Source organism: Acidovorax sp. ST3, assembly GCF_003231145.1.
Classification (GTDB): Bacteria; Pseudomonadota; Gammaproteobacteria; order Burkholderiales; family Burkholderiaceae_C; genus Acidovorax.
In genome coordinates this window covers 19532-33226 of record NZ_QKVP01000001.1, presented here as the reverse complement: position 1 = coordinate 33226, position 13695 = coordinate 19532, and the positions used below count along the sequence as shown (strand labels likewise).

General features: G+C 62.0%; 13 protein-coding genes. All 13 read right to left on the bottom strand.

What is annotated here, in order from left to right:
• Window positions 1-2: 2 nt before the first annotated feature.
• The 13 genes from DNK89_RS00160 to DNK89_RS00100 all read right to left on the bottom strand — a co-directional run bounded on the left by DNK89_RS00160 (window position 3) and on the right by DNK89_RS00100 (window position 13666).
• Window positions 3-293: an EexN family lipoprotein gene (locus tag DNK89_RS00160; protein WP_110959121.1), complete on the bottom strand. Its 291-nt coding sequence runs from the start codon at window positions 291-293 to the stop codon at window positions 3-5.
• A gap of 13 nt (window positions 294-306) precedes the next feature.
• On the bottom strand, window positions 307-1038 hold the full coding sequence (gene trbJ, locus DNK89_RS00155) for a P-type conjugative transfer protein TrbJ (protein WP_203422164.1): 732 nt from the start codon (window positions 1036-1038) through the stop codon (window positions 307-309).
• Between the two features lie 23 nt (window positions 1039-1061).
• Window positions 1062-3488: a conjugal transfer protein TrbE gene (gene trbE / locus DNK89_RS00150; RefSeq protein ID WP_110958423.1), complete on the bottom strand. Its 2427-nt coding sequence runs from the start codon at window positions 3486-3488 to the stop codon at window positions 1062-1064.
• 22 nt (window positions 3489-3510) lie between these two features.
• Complete coding sequence (locus DNK89_RS00145; RefSeq protein ID WP_110958422.1) at window positions 3511-3789, bottom strand: VirB3 family type IV secretion system protein; 279 nt, start codon at window positions 3787-3789, stop codon at window positions 3511-3513.
• Window positions 3786-4118: a TrbC/VirB2 family protein gene (locus DNK89_RS00140; RefSeq protein WP_110958421.1), complete on the bottom strand. Its 333-nt coding sequence runs from the start codon at window positions 4116-4118 to the stop codon at window positions 3786-3788. The genes DNK89_RS00145 and DNK89_RS00140 overlap by 4 nt, the downstream gene beginning before the upstream one ends.
• Window positions 4115-5164: a P-type conjugative transfer ATPase TrbB gene (gene trbB / locus DNK89_RS00135; RefSeq protein WP_238990638.1), complete on the bottom strand. Its 1050-nt coding sequence runs from the start codon at window positions 5162-5164 to the stop codon at window positions 4115-4117. The genes DNK89_RS00140 and trbB overlap by 4 nt, the downstream gene beginning before the upstream one ends.
• Entirely contained in the window at window positions 5148-5618 is a 471-nt protein-coding gene (locus tag DNK89_RS00130; protein WP_110958420.1) for a CopG family transcriptional regulator, read from the bottom strand. The genes trbB and DNK89_RS00130 overlap by 17 nt, the downstream gene beginning before the upstream one ends.
• Entirely contained in the window at window positions 5615-7651 is a 2037-nt protein-coding gene (locus DNK89_RS00125; protein WP_110958419.1) for a conjugal transfer protein TraG, read from the bottom strand. Before DNK89_RS00125 ends, DNK89_RS00130 begins: the two co-directional genes overlap by 4 nt.
• Before the next feature lie 348 nt (window positions 7652-7999).
• Window positions 8000-8896 carry a LysR family transcriptional regulator gene (locus DNK89_RS00120; RefSeq protein ID WP_238990637.1) on the bottom strand — a complete coding sequence of 299 codons (897 nt, stop codon included), beginning with the start codon at window positions 8894-8896 and terminating at the stop codon, window positions 8000-8002.
• Window positions 8897-9051: 155 nt separating this feature from the next.
• Window positions 9052-10842: an acyl-CoA dehydrogenase gene (locus tag DNK89_RS00115; protein WP_110958418.1), complete on the bottom strand. Its 1791-nt coding sequence runs from the start codon at window positions 10840-10842 to the stop codon at window positions 9052-9054.
• Window positions 10843-10968: 126 nt separating this feature from the next.
• Window positions 10969-11499 carry a MarR family transcriptional regulator gene (locus DNK89_RS00110; protein WP_110958417.1) on the bottom strand — a complete coding sequence of 177 codons (531 nt, stop codon included), beginning with the start codon at window positions 11497-11499 and terminating at the stop codon, window positions 10969-10971.
• Window positions 11500-11581: 82 nt separating this feature from the next.
• A complete protein-coding gene (locus DNK89_RS00105) occupies window positions 11582-12388 on the bottom strand; it encodes an alpha/beta fold hydrolase (RefSeq protein ID WP_110958416.1) in 807 nt (268 codons plus the stop codon).
• A 129-nt stretch (window positions 12389-12517) separates the two neighbouring features.
• Window positions 12518-13666, bottom strand: a complete 1149-nt coding sequence (locus DNK89_RS00100) for a 2Fe-2S iron-sulfur cluster-binding protein (protein ID WP_238990686.1) — start codon at window positions 13664-13666, stop codon at window positions 12518-12520.
• Window positions 13667-13695: the final 29 nt, after the last annotated feature.

Genomic DNA, 13695 nt, shown 5'->3' with positions numbered 1-13695 from the left:
GCTCAGTCCTTCGGGGGATCGCTGGACGCGGAACTTGCGGGCGATGACGCGGGCTGGGGTGCAGCCGGTATATGCGCTGTCCCGCCACTCATGAAGCGCTGGCGTGTGGCCTCGGCCACCGCGTTGCATTGCGCATCGCCTACCTTGGCGTGGTCGGCCTTGCACTGGGCGCGCAGCTCCCGGAGCCGCTCGGGGTTGGCCACCAGCGATTCAACGCTTTCGATGGCAGGAGCCTTGTCGCACGCGGACACCAGCAGCGCGACAGACATGATCAGGAGGTACTTGAACTTCATGGTCATCTCCTCCTCATTGACCATAGAAGCTGACAGGCGCCACCGTGTACGGAGTCCCCTCCCCCTGAAACCGCCGACGCACCTCCCGCGCCCGTTCCTGCACCGCCACCTGGCGTGCCTGCTCCAGCGCCACAGCACGGTCCTGCGTGATCTGCAGCTGTTGCGCCTGCGTGGCCTGGCGCGACTGCAGGGCCAGCAGCTGGTTCGTCGCCTGCATCGCCTGCAGGGCGCCTACGGCCGATTGGCTGCGGTTGACCAGGTCCGTGAGCGTGCGCTCGTCGCTCGCGAAGTTCTGCACCGCCTGCGACTGCACCTGAGTCGCAGTACGCAGCGCCTCCAGCGAGTTCTGCCAACGCTGGCGCGCATCCAGAGCCATCTGGTTGCCCGAGATCGAGGCGGTGTAGGCCTGCGGGTACAGCCGCCGGAACTCGCCTTCCATCTGCTGCACGTTGAACGCCAGCCCCTGGGCCTGGCGGATCAGCTGGTTGGACACCGCCAGCGCCGCCCGCAACTCGCCCAGCGCGCTCGAATTCAGCTTGGCCAGGTTCAGCGCATCGTTCTGCAGCTGCCGGATCTGATTGTTGATCTGCTCCAGCGTGCGCGCTGCGGTCAGGATGTTCTGGGAGAAGTTTGAGGGATCGAACACGATGCGGCCCCCAAACATCTGGGCCTGCGCGGGCACGGTCGCGCCGAGGGCCAGCGCCGCAACGGCAGCCAGTGCCACGCGCCGCAGTTGAAATTTCATCTTGCAGTTCATGAAAACCTCCTTCAATGGGTATAGATCGCGGGAAACGGAGGAAACGAAGGGATGAGATCCGCAGCCCAATCGAGGCCGCGATGGCGCAGCCAGGCGGCTGCAAAGTCCTGGGGTGCCACCGATGCCACAGCATCGATGTCGCGCTGGTGCTCCTGGGACGAAGCCCCCGCAAACGCCAGCGCCACGGGCCCCAGCCCAAGGTCGAACACCCGGTTGCCCAAACGGGACTGGTAGTAGTAGTCGCGCTTGGGCGTGGCCTGCGCGACGATGTCGATCTGCCGGTCGTTGAGGCCGAAGCCTTCGTAGATCACCCGGATCTGCGGCTCGGTCGCCTGGGGGTTGGGTAGAAAGATGCGACTCGCGCAGCTCTCCACGATGGCGGGCGCAATGCTGGAACCCTGGATGTCCGCCAGCGACTGGGTCGCGAAGATGACCGACACGTTCTTCTTGCGCAGCGTCTTGAGCCACTGGCGAATGCGCGTGGCAAACACCGGGTCGTCAAGGAACAGCCAGGCCTCGTCGAGGATCAAAAAAGTCGGCGCCCCATCAAAGCGCCCGTCGAAGCGCGCGAACAGGTAGGACAACACGGCCAGGGTCGCAGCCTTGCTGTGCATGAGCTCTTCCATCTCGAAGCACTGGACCGAGGAGGAGCCCAGCCGGTCCACATCCGCGTCCAGCAGCTTCCCGTGGGCACCACCCAGCACATAGGGCTGCAGCGCCTGGCGCAGGGCGTTCGACTGCAGGAGCACGGACAGGCCCGTGAGCGTGCGCTGCTCCACCGGCGCGCTGGCCAGGCTGTTGAGGGCTGACCAGACCGCATCCTTCTCGGCGGGCCCCACAGCCACACCCTCGTGGATCAACCGGCCTTCGACCCACTCAGAGGCCCATGCGCGGTAGCCCTCCTGGTCGATGCGCGCCAGCGGCTGAAAAGCGATCTCGCCATCCTGCCTCAGGTCATAGTGCTCGCCGCCCAGCCCCAGGACGGTGGCCCGCATCGAGCGCCCCATGTCGAAGGCCAGGATTCGCGAGTTCGGGTAGCGCCGGAACTGCAGCGCCAGGGTGGCGAGCAGCACGGACTTGCCCATGCCCGTGGGGCCGACCACCAAGGTGTGGCCCACGTCGCCGATGTGAGTGACCAGCCGGAACGGCGTGGCGCCATCGGTGCGCGTGACGATCAGCGGCGGCCCGTCAAGATGTTTGTTGCGCTCTTGCCCCGCCCATACCGCCGACACCGGCATCATGTGGGCCAGGTTCAAAGTCGAGACGATGGGCTGGCGCACATTGGCATAGGCATTCCCCGGGATCGAGGACAGCCAGGCCTCGACCGCGTTCAGTGTCTCGGGGATGGTCACGAAGCCCCGGCCCTGGATGGTCCGCTCCACCGCGCGCAGCTTCTCGTCGGCTGCGGTCGCATCCGCATCAAGCACCGTCACCGTCGCGGTGACATAGCCAAACGCCACCTGGTCGCTGCCCAGGGCCTGCAACGCTGCATCGGCATCGGCGGCCTTGTTGGAAGCGTCCGAATCCACCAGCGGGCTCTCCTGCTGGAAGATGGTCTCGCGCAGGAGCGCCACGATGTTCTTGCGCTTGGCAAACCACTGGCGGCGAAGTCGGGTCAGCTCCGTCTCTGCTTCGGACTTGTCCAGGCAAAGGAAGCGTGTGCACCAGCGGTAAGCGAAACCCAGCCGGTTCAGGGCGTCCAGCACACCCGGCCACGTCGACGTCGGAAAGCCCCGCACCGACAGCGTGCGCAGATGCATCCCTCCCAGCATCGGCGCCAGTCCACCCACCAGCGGCTCATCCGCCAGCAGCGCATCCAAGTGCATCGGCACCTCCGGCACCGCCACCAGATGCCGGCGCGTGGACACGCAATCGTGCAGGTAGGTCAGCGTCTGCGCATCGTCCAGCCAGCCGATCTCCGGCATCACGCCGTCCAGCAGGTCCAGAAAGCGCACCGATTCGGACACAAAGGCCTCCAGCCGCTCGCGCCAGTCCACGCCTTCGGTCTTGCCGTTCTCATAGAGCAGCTTGGCAGCGCGTGCCCTGCCCTCTTCCGGTGGCAGGTAGATCAGCGTGAGGTGGTAGCGGCTCTCGAAGTGGCTCGCGTCCTCTTCAAAGGCAGAACGCCGCTCTTCGTCGACCAGCCAGGACAACGGTTCAGGAAACACAGACTGTGGGTAGTCACCCGCCTCCCGGCGCTCGGCCTCCACAAACAGCGCCCAGCCCGAGCCCAGGCGCCGCAGCGCATTGTTCAGGCGCGCCGAGGTGGCGATCAGTTCGCCTTGCGTCGCACTGTCCAGGTCCGGCCCCCGGAACCGCGCCGTGCGCTGGAACGCACCGTCCTTGTTGAGTACGACACCGGGCGCAACCAGCCCGGCCCAAGGCAGCCAGTCGGACAGCAACGCGGGGCGCCGCCGGTACTCAGCGAGGTTCAGCATGGGGTGTTCTCCATAACTGGCCTCAGACATCCAGCAGCACACGGTGCTTGATGTGCCGCGCAAACACCTGCATGAACTGCGCGTCCATGCGAGCACCCCAGACCGCCAGCGAATGCCCGGCGATCCAGAGCACCAGGCCCGGGATCCACAGTTGCAGGCCCAGGCCCACCGCGGCGGCCAGCGTGCCGTTAGTGATCGCCACCGTGCGGGGTGCACCGCCCATCAGAATGGGCTCGGTCAAGGACCGGTGCAAGGGGACCTCGAAGCCTGGAATGGCCCCAGAGACAAGACCGCCGCTCATGCCAGCACCGCACCACCGGCGAACGAGAAGAACGACAGGAAAAAGCTCGATGCTGCGAACGCGATAGACAGCCCAAACACGATCTGCACCAGCTTGCGAAAGCCTCCCGAGGTATCGCCAAACGCCAGTGTCAGCCCCGTGGCAATGATGATGATCACCGCCACGATGCGCGCCACCGGCCCCTGGATCGATTCAAGGATGGACTGCAGTGGCGCCTCCCACGGCATGTTGGAGCCAGCGGCGTGCGCGGGAACGGCAATGGCCAGCAGAAGAGCTGCCTCGGCGGCAGCGTGCAAAAGAGGTTTTACGGACAGGCGGGAATGCGTCATGGCTGTTCTCCAGGGGTTGAGGAAGAGGAAGCAGGGGAAGAGGAAACCCAAGGCAGTGGCCCCAGCGTGGTGTCCAGCTGGTAGCCCTGGCTGTCGTGCCCGGTGACGCGAGCGATCTCGCGCACGCGCCTAGCCCTCCCCCGCCCCGCAATGAAAACGATCACATTCACCGCCTCGGCAATCAGCGCGCGCGGCACGGTGACGGAGACTTCCTGAACCAATTGCTCCAGACGCGTGAGCGCGCCCAGGGCGGAGCCCGCATGCACGGTGGCGATGCCGCCCGGGTGGCCCGTGCCCCAGGCCTTGAGCAGGTCCAGTGCCTCGGCGCCGCGCACCTCCCCAACGACGATGCGGTCCGGCCGCAGGCGCAAGGTGGCACGCACCAGGTCGGCCATGGTGGTCACCCCTGGTTCGCTGCGCATGCCAACGTGGTCATCCGATCGGCACTGCAGCTCCACCGTGTCTTCGAGGATCAGCACCCGGTCCCGGGTCTGGGCGATCTCGTCCAGCAGCGCATTGGCCAGCGTGGTCTTGCCGGTGCTGGTGCCACCCGCCACGACGATATTCAGTCGCTCGCGCACTGCGGAGCGCAGGAAGGCCGCCTGGGCCTCGGTCATCACACCATCGGCCACGTAGTCCGCCAGGGTCAGGATGCGCAGCGCCCGTTTGCGTATAGCGAACGAAGGCGCGCGCACCACGGGCGGCAGCACCCCCAGAAAACGTTCCCCCGTCTCTGGCAGTTCGGCCGAGAGGATAGGCAAGCCTGCATGTACCTCGGCACGCACATGCGCAGCCACCAGCCGGATGATGCGTTCGGCCAAGGGTGCGGGCAGCGCAGCGCCAGTGGGCTCTCGCCCCGAGCCCAGCCGATCCACCCACAAAGAGCCGTCCGGGTTGAGCATGACTTCAACTACCTCCGGGTCTTCGAGGGCTGCAGCGATCTCCGGTCCCAAGGCCGTGCGCAGCATGCGGACGCGCCGGTCCAGAGAAACCGCCACATTGCTGACGCCCTCGCGGCCCGGTTCCTGGTCAGGACTGCGCGCCATCGGCACTCCCGGGTTCAGGTTCCGGATCCGGGTTCGCACTAGTGCCTGCCGGCTCGATCTCCTCGTGGACCTCCCGCACCAGGCTGCGACCGCGCTGCAGATGGCGGGCCAGCTGCTCGATAAACTGTGCGAAACGCGCTCGCCCCTGGGCCCGGGCCGCCTCCTGGTGCCCCTCGGGCACCGGGATCGAAACCGTGAGGAAGTAGCGGACGTAGAGCGCCACCGTCTCGATCAGGATGTTCTGGTCGCGCTCCAGGCGATCAAGCTGCCGGGAGAGTCGGTCCAGCCGCTTGGCCATCGCCGCTTCGCGCTGGTCGCCGCCATCGGGCGAGAGGAACGAAGAGAGTGCCGCAGCCACGATTGCTGACTTAGACACGCCTTTGTGCACGGCCAATTGTTCCAGCCGCTTGGCGTGCGCCGGCTCGATGAAGATGTTCAGGCGGGCGCGGCTCATAGCGCAATCCCGTCGTCCGGATCCAGCGCCGCCAGCCGTGCGGTGCGCATGAGCTGCCGGTCCACGTCTTGGGGCCGCAGTGGCACATCGTCATCGTCGTCCAGCAGCATCAGGTCACCGGTGCCCGGCCCGTCCTCATCTACCGTGCTTATCTCCAGCACAGGTTTGAGCTGGTGCCCGCCTTCGTCGGAAAACCCACCCTCTCCGTCGACTATCTCCGCTTTGGCTGCCTCGGGCGGAGCCAAGCCACTCCAGTCGTCTGCCCGCACTGGCGGCCGGTCTGCATAGGCGCCTGCGACCAATACCGGCGCCTTCAAAACCCTGCCCGTGAAATTGCGATCCAGGTAATAGCGCAGCTTCTTGGCCTTGATGGGAGGATGGCCGGAGACCATCACCACCTCATCCTCAGGTGGGAGCTGCATGACCTCGCCAGGCGTGAGCAGCGGCCGTGCCGTCTCCTGCCGCGACACCATCAGGTGGCCCAGCCAAGGAGCGAGCCTGTGACCGGCATAGTTTCGCTGGGCGCGCAACTCGGTCGCGGTACCCAGCGCCTCGGAGATCCGCTTGGCCGTGCGCTCATCGTTGGTCGCGAACGCGATGCGCACATGGCAGTTGTCGAGGATCGAGTGGTTGGGTCCGTAGGCCTTGTCGATCTGGTTCAGGGATTGGGCGATCAGGAAGGCTCGCAGGCCGTAACCGGCCATGAAGGCCAGGGCCGATTCGAAGAAGTCGAGGCGCCCGAGGGCTGGAAACTCGTCGAGCATCAACAGCAGCTTGTGCCGACGCTCGATTCCGTCCGAGCCATCCAGCGACTCGGTGAGGCGGCGGCCGACCTGGTTGAGGATCAGGCGGATCAGCGGCTTGGTGCGGCTGATGTCGGAGGGCGGCACCACCAGGTACAGCGAGACCGGGTGCTCAGCCGAGATCAGGTCGGCAATGCGCCAATCGCAGCGAGAAGTCACCTCGGCCACTGTGGGGTCGCGGTACAGGCCCAGGAAACTCATGGCGGTGGACAGCACGCCCGAGCGTTCGTTCTCGCTCTTGTTGAGAACTTCGCGGGCGGCAGACGCCACCACGGGGTGAACATCCTCCGCCAGATGACGTGTGGTCATCATGCGGTGCAGCGTCACTTCAAAAGGGCAAGCTGGATCAGACAGAAAGTTGGCCACGCCGCGCAGGGTCTTGTCTTCACCCGCATACAGAACGTGAAGGATGGCTCCAACCAGCAATGCGTGGCTGGTCTTCTCCCAGTGGTTGCGGCGCTCCAGCGCCCCCTCGGGATCCACCAGGATGTCAGCGATGTTCTGGACGTCACGGACTTCATGGTCACCGCGACGGACTTCGAGCAAAGGGTTGTAGGCAGCCGACCTGGCGTCGGTAGGATTGAAGAGCAGGCAGTGCGAGAAACGCGCGCGCCAGCCCGCGGTGAGATTCCAGTTCTCGCCCTTGATGTCGTGGATCACGGTGGAGCCAGGCCAGGAGAGCAGCGTGGGCACCACTAGCCCAACGCCTTTGCCTGAACGCGTGGGGGCGAAAGCCATCACGTGTTCCGGACCTTCGTGGCGAAGGTAGGCCCCCTGCTTGCCTACGCCCTTGCCGAGGAACACGCCGACAGGGTTTGTAAGGCCAGCCTTGGCGATCTCCTCTTGCTCAGCCCAGCGAGCGGAGCCGTAGGTGGTGACCTGCTTGGCCATGCGGGCGCGCCAAACCGCCATGGCGATAGCGGCGCCCGTAGCGAGCATGCCGCTGGATGCCGCGATGAGACCGCCGCGCTCGAAGACTTGCGGCGCATAGGCATCGAAAAAGTACCACCACTCAAAAAGCTTCCAAGGCTCGTAGATGGGCAAACCGGATACTTCGAACCAGACGGGGCCGAGCCGAGGCTGGTACCCAAGAGCATGGGCCGTCCACTGAGTAGCCATCCACACGCCACCCACGGCCGCGCCAGACACTACGGTGATCTGCCCGAACAGAATGCCAGTGTGTGCAGACAACGCACCCCGTTTGCCAAACGTCCCATCTCGAGAATTCATGTCTGTCTGTTCCCTACAGGGACACGTCGGCCGTGCCCCTCCTGCGCCAGCGCGCCACCGTGGCACGGACGACACAAGTCTGAACAGGAAGCGCTGCCAAACACACCCATTAGGGCGTGGCCTGGAGTACGCAGGCACCCATGACGATCAAATGGCGATCAAACCAAGCAGTCGGAAATGAATGTCAGAAGTGCAACATGCTGCCGGCGCCCCTCCTCCGACAGCAAAAGTACGTGCATGCGGCCTGTGTTGCGCTCGAGCATGAAGGCAAGCGACCCCAACGTCCATGGCCGATAGAGTGGCACCCGCTCGACACGGACGTCGATGCCGTAACGAACCGTATGAGGCTCAGTACGAAGATCCGCTTAGGTTTTTGGCGTGAGAGATGAAACGCTGCGCGGCATCGGGCGTTCCATCGCGCCGCTTTTTGTGCACCACACACGTGAAGATTTGCTCGCGTTCTCTCAGCGGAATCGCAACTACATCTGTGCGGTATAGCGTAGTAGCGTGGCCAGCATCTGCCAGCCCCACACCCATCCCTGCCGCGATTCGAGTAACGAAGCCTGGCAACCCACCGGCTTCGCCGGCTATCTTTGGCGCAGGGTTGTAACGCTGCATGATGGCCAGCATCTGTTGCAACAGACCCGGTTGTCTGTCAGCCCTGCACGAGATCAGTGGAAAAGCCAACAAGTCAGACAATGCGACATTGTCAAGCGATGCCAACTCGTGCCCAACTGGTAACACTGCCATCAACGGATAGCTCCATGCAGAGACTTGCATGATTGCATCGTCATCGGGCAGGCCGAAGGAAATTCCTGCGTCGATCTCTTCACGCTGCAGCGCTGCCGCCATTTCTTCGGCGGTCATCTCCGACAGCTCAAGTGGCGTATCTGGCGCTAACGCTTGCCAGCTGGAGAGGCAACTTGATAGCCGTGGTTGGGCAATGCCATCCCCTATCCCAATACGCAACGGGATACGGTAGCGAGCATCGGTCGCGCGCACGACGCGCCGCATACGTTCCATTCGGATGAGGAGATTGTTGGCTTCCCTGAGCAAGCGCACGCCGGCAGGTGTAAGACGCAGTTTGCGCGGCATACGCAAGAAAAGCGTCACACCCAGTCGATCCTCCAGATCCCGAATGGACCGCGAAAGTGGAGTGGGGTCGATGTGGACGCGCTCGGCCGCACGTCGGAAACTCAACTCCTCAGCGACCGCAATGAAGTATCGAAGATGGCGCAGCTCCATTACTCGAGCTTCCTGCAAAACAATGCTGGCAACTGAGCGCCTCCCAAATACGACTCGACAATGGCGTTCCGCAACTCACTAAACAGCACGTTTTGGGCTCCTGCGAACTTGAAACTCACTTGGGAATCAAGAGACCATTTGCCGCGTGGTTCCTGCTAGTACATCTCGATCGGCAACGCATTTACGCTCTCAGCACCTTCCACGATGCTGTCGCGAATGCCTGGGGCGCGAGTGAGGATGTGATCGGCGTAGAAAAGTGCGGTGGTGATCTTGGCCTTCATGAAGCCCGTATCCACGCCTTTAGCAAGTTCGTCCTCTGCGACGATTAGCGCGCGAGCCATTTGCCAGCCCGCCACGAGATTTCCCGCCAGCAAGAGGTAGGGTACGCTGCCTGCAAAGGCAGCATTGGGGTTACTCTTCGTGTTCGCGACGATGAAATCAACCACGTCAACAAAGGCCTCACGTGCAGCCTTCAGCCGCAAGCGTACCGCTTTCGCATTCGCAGTGCTGCGCCTGGCCAACTCGGCCTCGGTTTTTTCGATCTCCGCGGCAATTGCTATCGCACCGGTGCCGCCGTCGCGCGCGGTCTTTCGGCCAACGAGATCGTTTGCCTGGATAGCAGTCGTTCCTTCGTAGATGGTCAGGATCTTGGCATCGCGGTAGTGCTGAGCCGCACCAGTCTCCTCGATATAGCCCATACCGCCGTGCACCTGGACCCCCAGGTTTGTCACCTCCAGACTCATCTCGCTGCTATAGCCCTTGACCAACGGCACAAGAAATTCGTAAAAGGCCGCGTTCTGCTTGCGCACATCCGCGTCCGGATGGTTGTGCGCAGCGTCGTAAGCCGCTGCTGCTACGCTAGCCATAGCTCGGCATGCCTCGGTGAGGGCACGCATTGTCATAAGCATGCGCTTCACATCGGGGTGGTGGATGATCGGCGCAGCAGCGCTCATCGAACCGTCGACCGGTCGGCTCTGCACACGGTCCTTCGCATAGCCCACGGCTTTTTGGTAGGCCCGCTCGGCAATCGCGATGCCCTGCACACCGACCGCATAGCGCGCGGCATTCATCATTACGAACATGTACTCGAGCCCACGGTTTTCCTGGCCTACTAGGTGACCAACAGCACCGCAATGGTCTCCGAATTGCAACACCGCGGTGGGACTGGCCTTGATGCCCATCTTGTGCTCGATGCTTACGCAGTACACGTCGTTGCGCGCACCCAGACCTCCGTCTTGGTCAACCAGGAACTTCGGCACTACGAACAGGCTAATGCCCTTTACACCCTCGGGAGCACCAGAGATGCGCGCGAGCACCAGGTGCACGATGTTCTCGGCCATGTCATGCTCGCCGTAGGTGATGAAGATCTTGGTGCCGAACACCTTGTAGCTGCCGTCGGGTTGCGGCTCGGCGCGGCTGCGCACCGTCGCGAGGTCGGAGCCGGCCTGAGGTTCGGTGAGGTTCATCGTGCCGGTCCACTTGCCAGTCACCAGCTTTTCGAGATAAGTAGCTTTCAGATCATCGCTCCCTGCCGTCATCAAGGCTTCAATAGCACCATCGGTCAGCAGGGGGCATAGAGCGAAGCTCATGTTGGCACTATTGAGCATTTCCCCGCAGGCGGCGCCTATGGTCTTGGGCAAGCCCTGTCCACCGAAGTCCACGGGGTGCTGCAGGCCCTGCCAGCCGCCCTCGGCGAACTGCCTGAACGCATCCTTGAAACCGGGCGTAGTGGTGACAACACCATCCTTGAAGGACGAAGGATTCTTGTCGCCTTCGAAGTTCAAGGGAGCGATTACTTCCTCGTTCAACTTGGCGCATTCTTCGAGCACGGCTCGCGCGGTTTCCAGTCCCGCGTCCTCGAAGCCTGGCATTAGCGCAACCTGGTCGATGCGCGCGAGGTGCTCCATATCGAACAACATGTCCTTGAGGGGGGCGACGTAATTCATCCAAATTTGCTTCTAGAGCAACTCCAAAATAGTGAGGGAAACGCTGCTCGGCATCTCAGCACAACTCTCCGGCTTAAAAGTAAGGTCTAGACGTGACGTCAGAACTTCAGGCGGAAGGAAGGCTGCTTAGCGCAGCTTTTCTTGTTTTTCATGTGCGTCTACCAGCTGGGCTAGCAGCCTCATAAACACCACGCGATCTTCAGGAGATAGCGGTTCGACGAGCAGTTCCTGAGAGCGATGTATGCTCTCTTGCAGGTCATTTATCAGGTTCAGCCCTTCTTTTGTGATGACTGAAAGTCTTGATCGACGATCATCAGGATTTACTCTGGTTTCGACCAACCCTTTGTCGACCAGACGCTTGAGCACTTCAGCCGTGGTCGTCCGATCCAACGAAAGCTCTCGGCCAATAGCCTTCTGATCGAGCCAAGGGTTCATCGAAAGCGCTGTCAGCATTCCTACCTGTAGAGGGGTGATGCTCTCAGACTTGCACAGATCGAAAAAAATGGCTTGACCTATCTGGGTCAAACGACGGATCAGAAATCCCGGGCGACGCCACATGACCTGGCGCAATGGGCTGAAGATCTCAGAACCTTGGGGCTTCGTCGCAACTGCGGAGTCAACTGTCTTTTTCTGAACGGGTGCACGCTTTTTTATCATCTCGATATCGCCAATAGTGTCAGTTGGCGAGTTTATCGACTCCCCTGGGAAGCTGGAGAACCAAACAGCATTCAACGGTCAGCTACAGAAGATCGACTTTCAGGTACTCGCCCAATAGTCGATAAAAGTCCTCCTCGTCGTCCCAGGGGATCATGTGCCCGGCAGCTGAGGCGGTGCATTGCCGCAGGTGAGGCGCGAGCGTCCCGATCTCGGCTAAGTCTTCCGGAAGTACGACACCGCCTTTGCCTGCAGTCATAAGCAGTCCAGGCGTCCACAGCTTGGGTAAATCTGCGTGTATGTCGTCTTCGTGAAAGCCCGAATGTGCTTGTGCGATAGCCTCTTCACTACACGTGTGAAGCCATTCCGCACGTAGTTGGAGATGCTCATTTTTCCAGGTCGGAGCAAAAAGACGAAGCTCCTCTGCCGTGACTCCCTTGATAGCCAACTGAATCGATTCTGTATACCAAGACAGCGGCACGGGGTAAGGCCTCCGGCCTGGACCCGACATGGGAGGATCGATTAGCAACAGCCTATCCATGCGTTGTGGATCATGAGCCGCAGCGCGAATTGCAACGCGAGCACCCATGGAGTGCCCTAGCACTATCACGGACGACCATCCTAGAACGTTCATCAAATCAAGCACGTCGGCCGCCATCGTGTCGAGACTTGCGTCCATTCCTGGTGCGCTGAATGACAGACCACGTCCACGAAAGTCAAGCACATGTACGTCAAAGTGACGTGCCAACCTCTCCGCAACGAAACCCCAGGTGACTGCAGGGCTCGTGATCCCCGGCAGTAGCAGAAAACGGGGACCCTTCCCGCCATAGCGCAAGAGGTGCAGACGCACACCGTTGGCGCGTACGTGATACCCATGAAGAAAAAGACTCATCAAAACTCCGAGCTGATCCGTTCGCACGGATCTTTTGATTTCAGGCGATCATTTGGAAACGTGCCAAAGAACGTTGGACTTCCGCACCAAGGATTCGTCCAACATATGGCACTCGCGGCGTCAGGCTCGTTAAGACTTCCGAAACCAGCCTCGGATGCGATTCCAGACGACGCTCCACATCATTTCCGCGACCGATACCGTAGATTGCGGCTCACTAGAAACAATGGCGTCTCCGCCCAGCCTACGGGTGATCTGCTTGCCAAAGTCCGCCACCATGCGACGCACGAAGTCCTTCACGAGTCCAGAACGGGAGAACTGCGCCAGCGGCCCTTGCAATGCATACACCATGTCCACGTGGACCCGCGTGCTGTCAGCCGACAGAGCCTCCAGTCGATAGGTGATGTCGCCCTGGGTGCGCGACTTACTCAGACTGTCTTGGCCCGCGCCACGAAGGACTGCGCGTTTGGCTGTGTCGTCGCGCTCCAGACGGGCGGCGCCAACAAAAGCCGCTGACATCGGTCCAAACTTAATGGAAATGCTGCCCCGGACTTTCTCCCCCTCGTGCGAATCGACAATTGCACCTGGCAGACAAGACGCGACCGCAGGCAAGTCACCCATGAATGCCCAGACTCGATCCATGGGATGAGGCACGTCGAAATGAACTTCTAGTGCGTTGCCCTTGGCTTTGGCCTTGGCCATCGCCACCGGATCGACTTCTGCCAAGTCAGGCAAAGTGGCGCCACTCACCGCAGGCGTCTTACCAGGAGCGTGCGCAAGCACGTCTTTTGGCAAAGCAGCGGAGACTGGCTTCATCGCAACAGTTCGCGGCGCACTCAAAACCTGACGTAGCTGTTCGATTTGCACGTCTGGTGCGTCACGCTGCTGCTGCAACACGTCCAAAATCGCATCCACGATGCCTTGGTATCCAGTGCAACGGCACAGGTTCCCGGACAGTTCTAAGCGTACTTGCGCTTCGTCGGCGTTGGGCAAGCGGAGCACGATGTCGCGGGCAGTGGTCAGCATCCCGGGGGTGCAGAAGCCGCACTGCAACGCATGGTGACGGGTGAACGCCGGCCTGAGAAGTCGCATGACAGCATCGTCGTCATAGCCCTCGATCGTGGTGACCTCTCTGCCATCGCATGCGACCGCGAAAGTGATACACGACCGCGTGGGCTGGCCGTCGACCAGCACTGTGCACGCGCCGCAGACGCCGTGCTCGCAACCAAGGTGGGTACCGGTCAACCGCAATTCGTCGCGCAGGAAGTCGCCCAAGTGCATCCTTGGCTCGGCATCCCGACGGAAACTGC

Coding starts and splice junctions, on each gene's coding strand:
- DNK89_RS00160 (WP_110959121.1), bottom strand. CDS start 293: ATGAAGTTCAAGTACCTCCTGATCATGTCTGTCGCGCTGCTGGTGTCC.
- trbJ (WP_203422164.1), bottom strand. CDS start 1,038: ATGAAATTTCAACTGCGGCGCGTGGCACTGGCTGCCGTTGCGGCGCTG.
- trbE (WP_110958423.1), bottom strand. CDS start 3,488: ATGCTGAACCTCGCTGAGTACCGGCGGCGCCCCGCGTTGCTGTCCGAC.
- DNK89_RS00145 (WP_110958422.1), bottom strand. CDS start 3,789: ATGAGCGGCGGTCTTGTCTCTGGGGCCATTCCAGGCTTCGAGGTCCCC.
- DNK89_RS00140 (WP_110958421.1), bottom strand. CDS start 4,118: ATGACGCATTCCCGCCTGTCCGTAAAACCTCTTTTGCACGCTGCCGCC.
- trbB (WP_238990638.1), bottom strand. CDS start 5,164: ATGGCGCGCAGTCCTGACCAGGAACCGGGCCGCGAGGGCGTCAGCAAT.
- DNK89_RS00130 (WP_110958420.1), bottom strand. CDS start 5,618: ATGAGCCGCGCCCGCCTGAACATCTTCATCGAGCCGGCGCACGCCAAG.
- DNK89_RS00125 (WP_110958419.1), bottom strand. CDS start 7,651: ATGAATTCTCGAGATGGGACGTTTGGCAAACGGGGTGCGTTGTCTGCA.
- DNK89_RS00120 (WP_238990637.1), bottom strand. CDS start 8,896: ATGGAGCTGCGCCATCTTCGATACTTCATTGCGGTCGCTGAGGAGTTG.
- DNK89_RS00115 (WP_110958418.1), bottom strand. CDS start 10,842: ATGAATTACGTCGCCCCCCTCAAGGACATGTTGTTCGATATGGAGCAC.
- DNK89_RS00110 (WP_110958417.1), bottom strand. CDS start 11,499: ATGATAAAAAAGCGTGCACCCGTTCAGAAAAAGACAGTTGACTCCGCA.
- DNK89_RS00105 (WP_110958416.1), bottom strand. CDS start 12,388: ATGAGTCTTTTTCTTCATGGGTATCACGTACGCGCCAACGGTGTGCGT.
- DNK89_RS00100 (WP_238990686.1), bottom strand. CDS start 13,666: ATGCACTTGGGCGACTTCCTGCGCGACGAATTGCGGTTGACCGGTACC.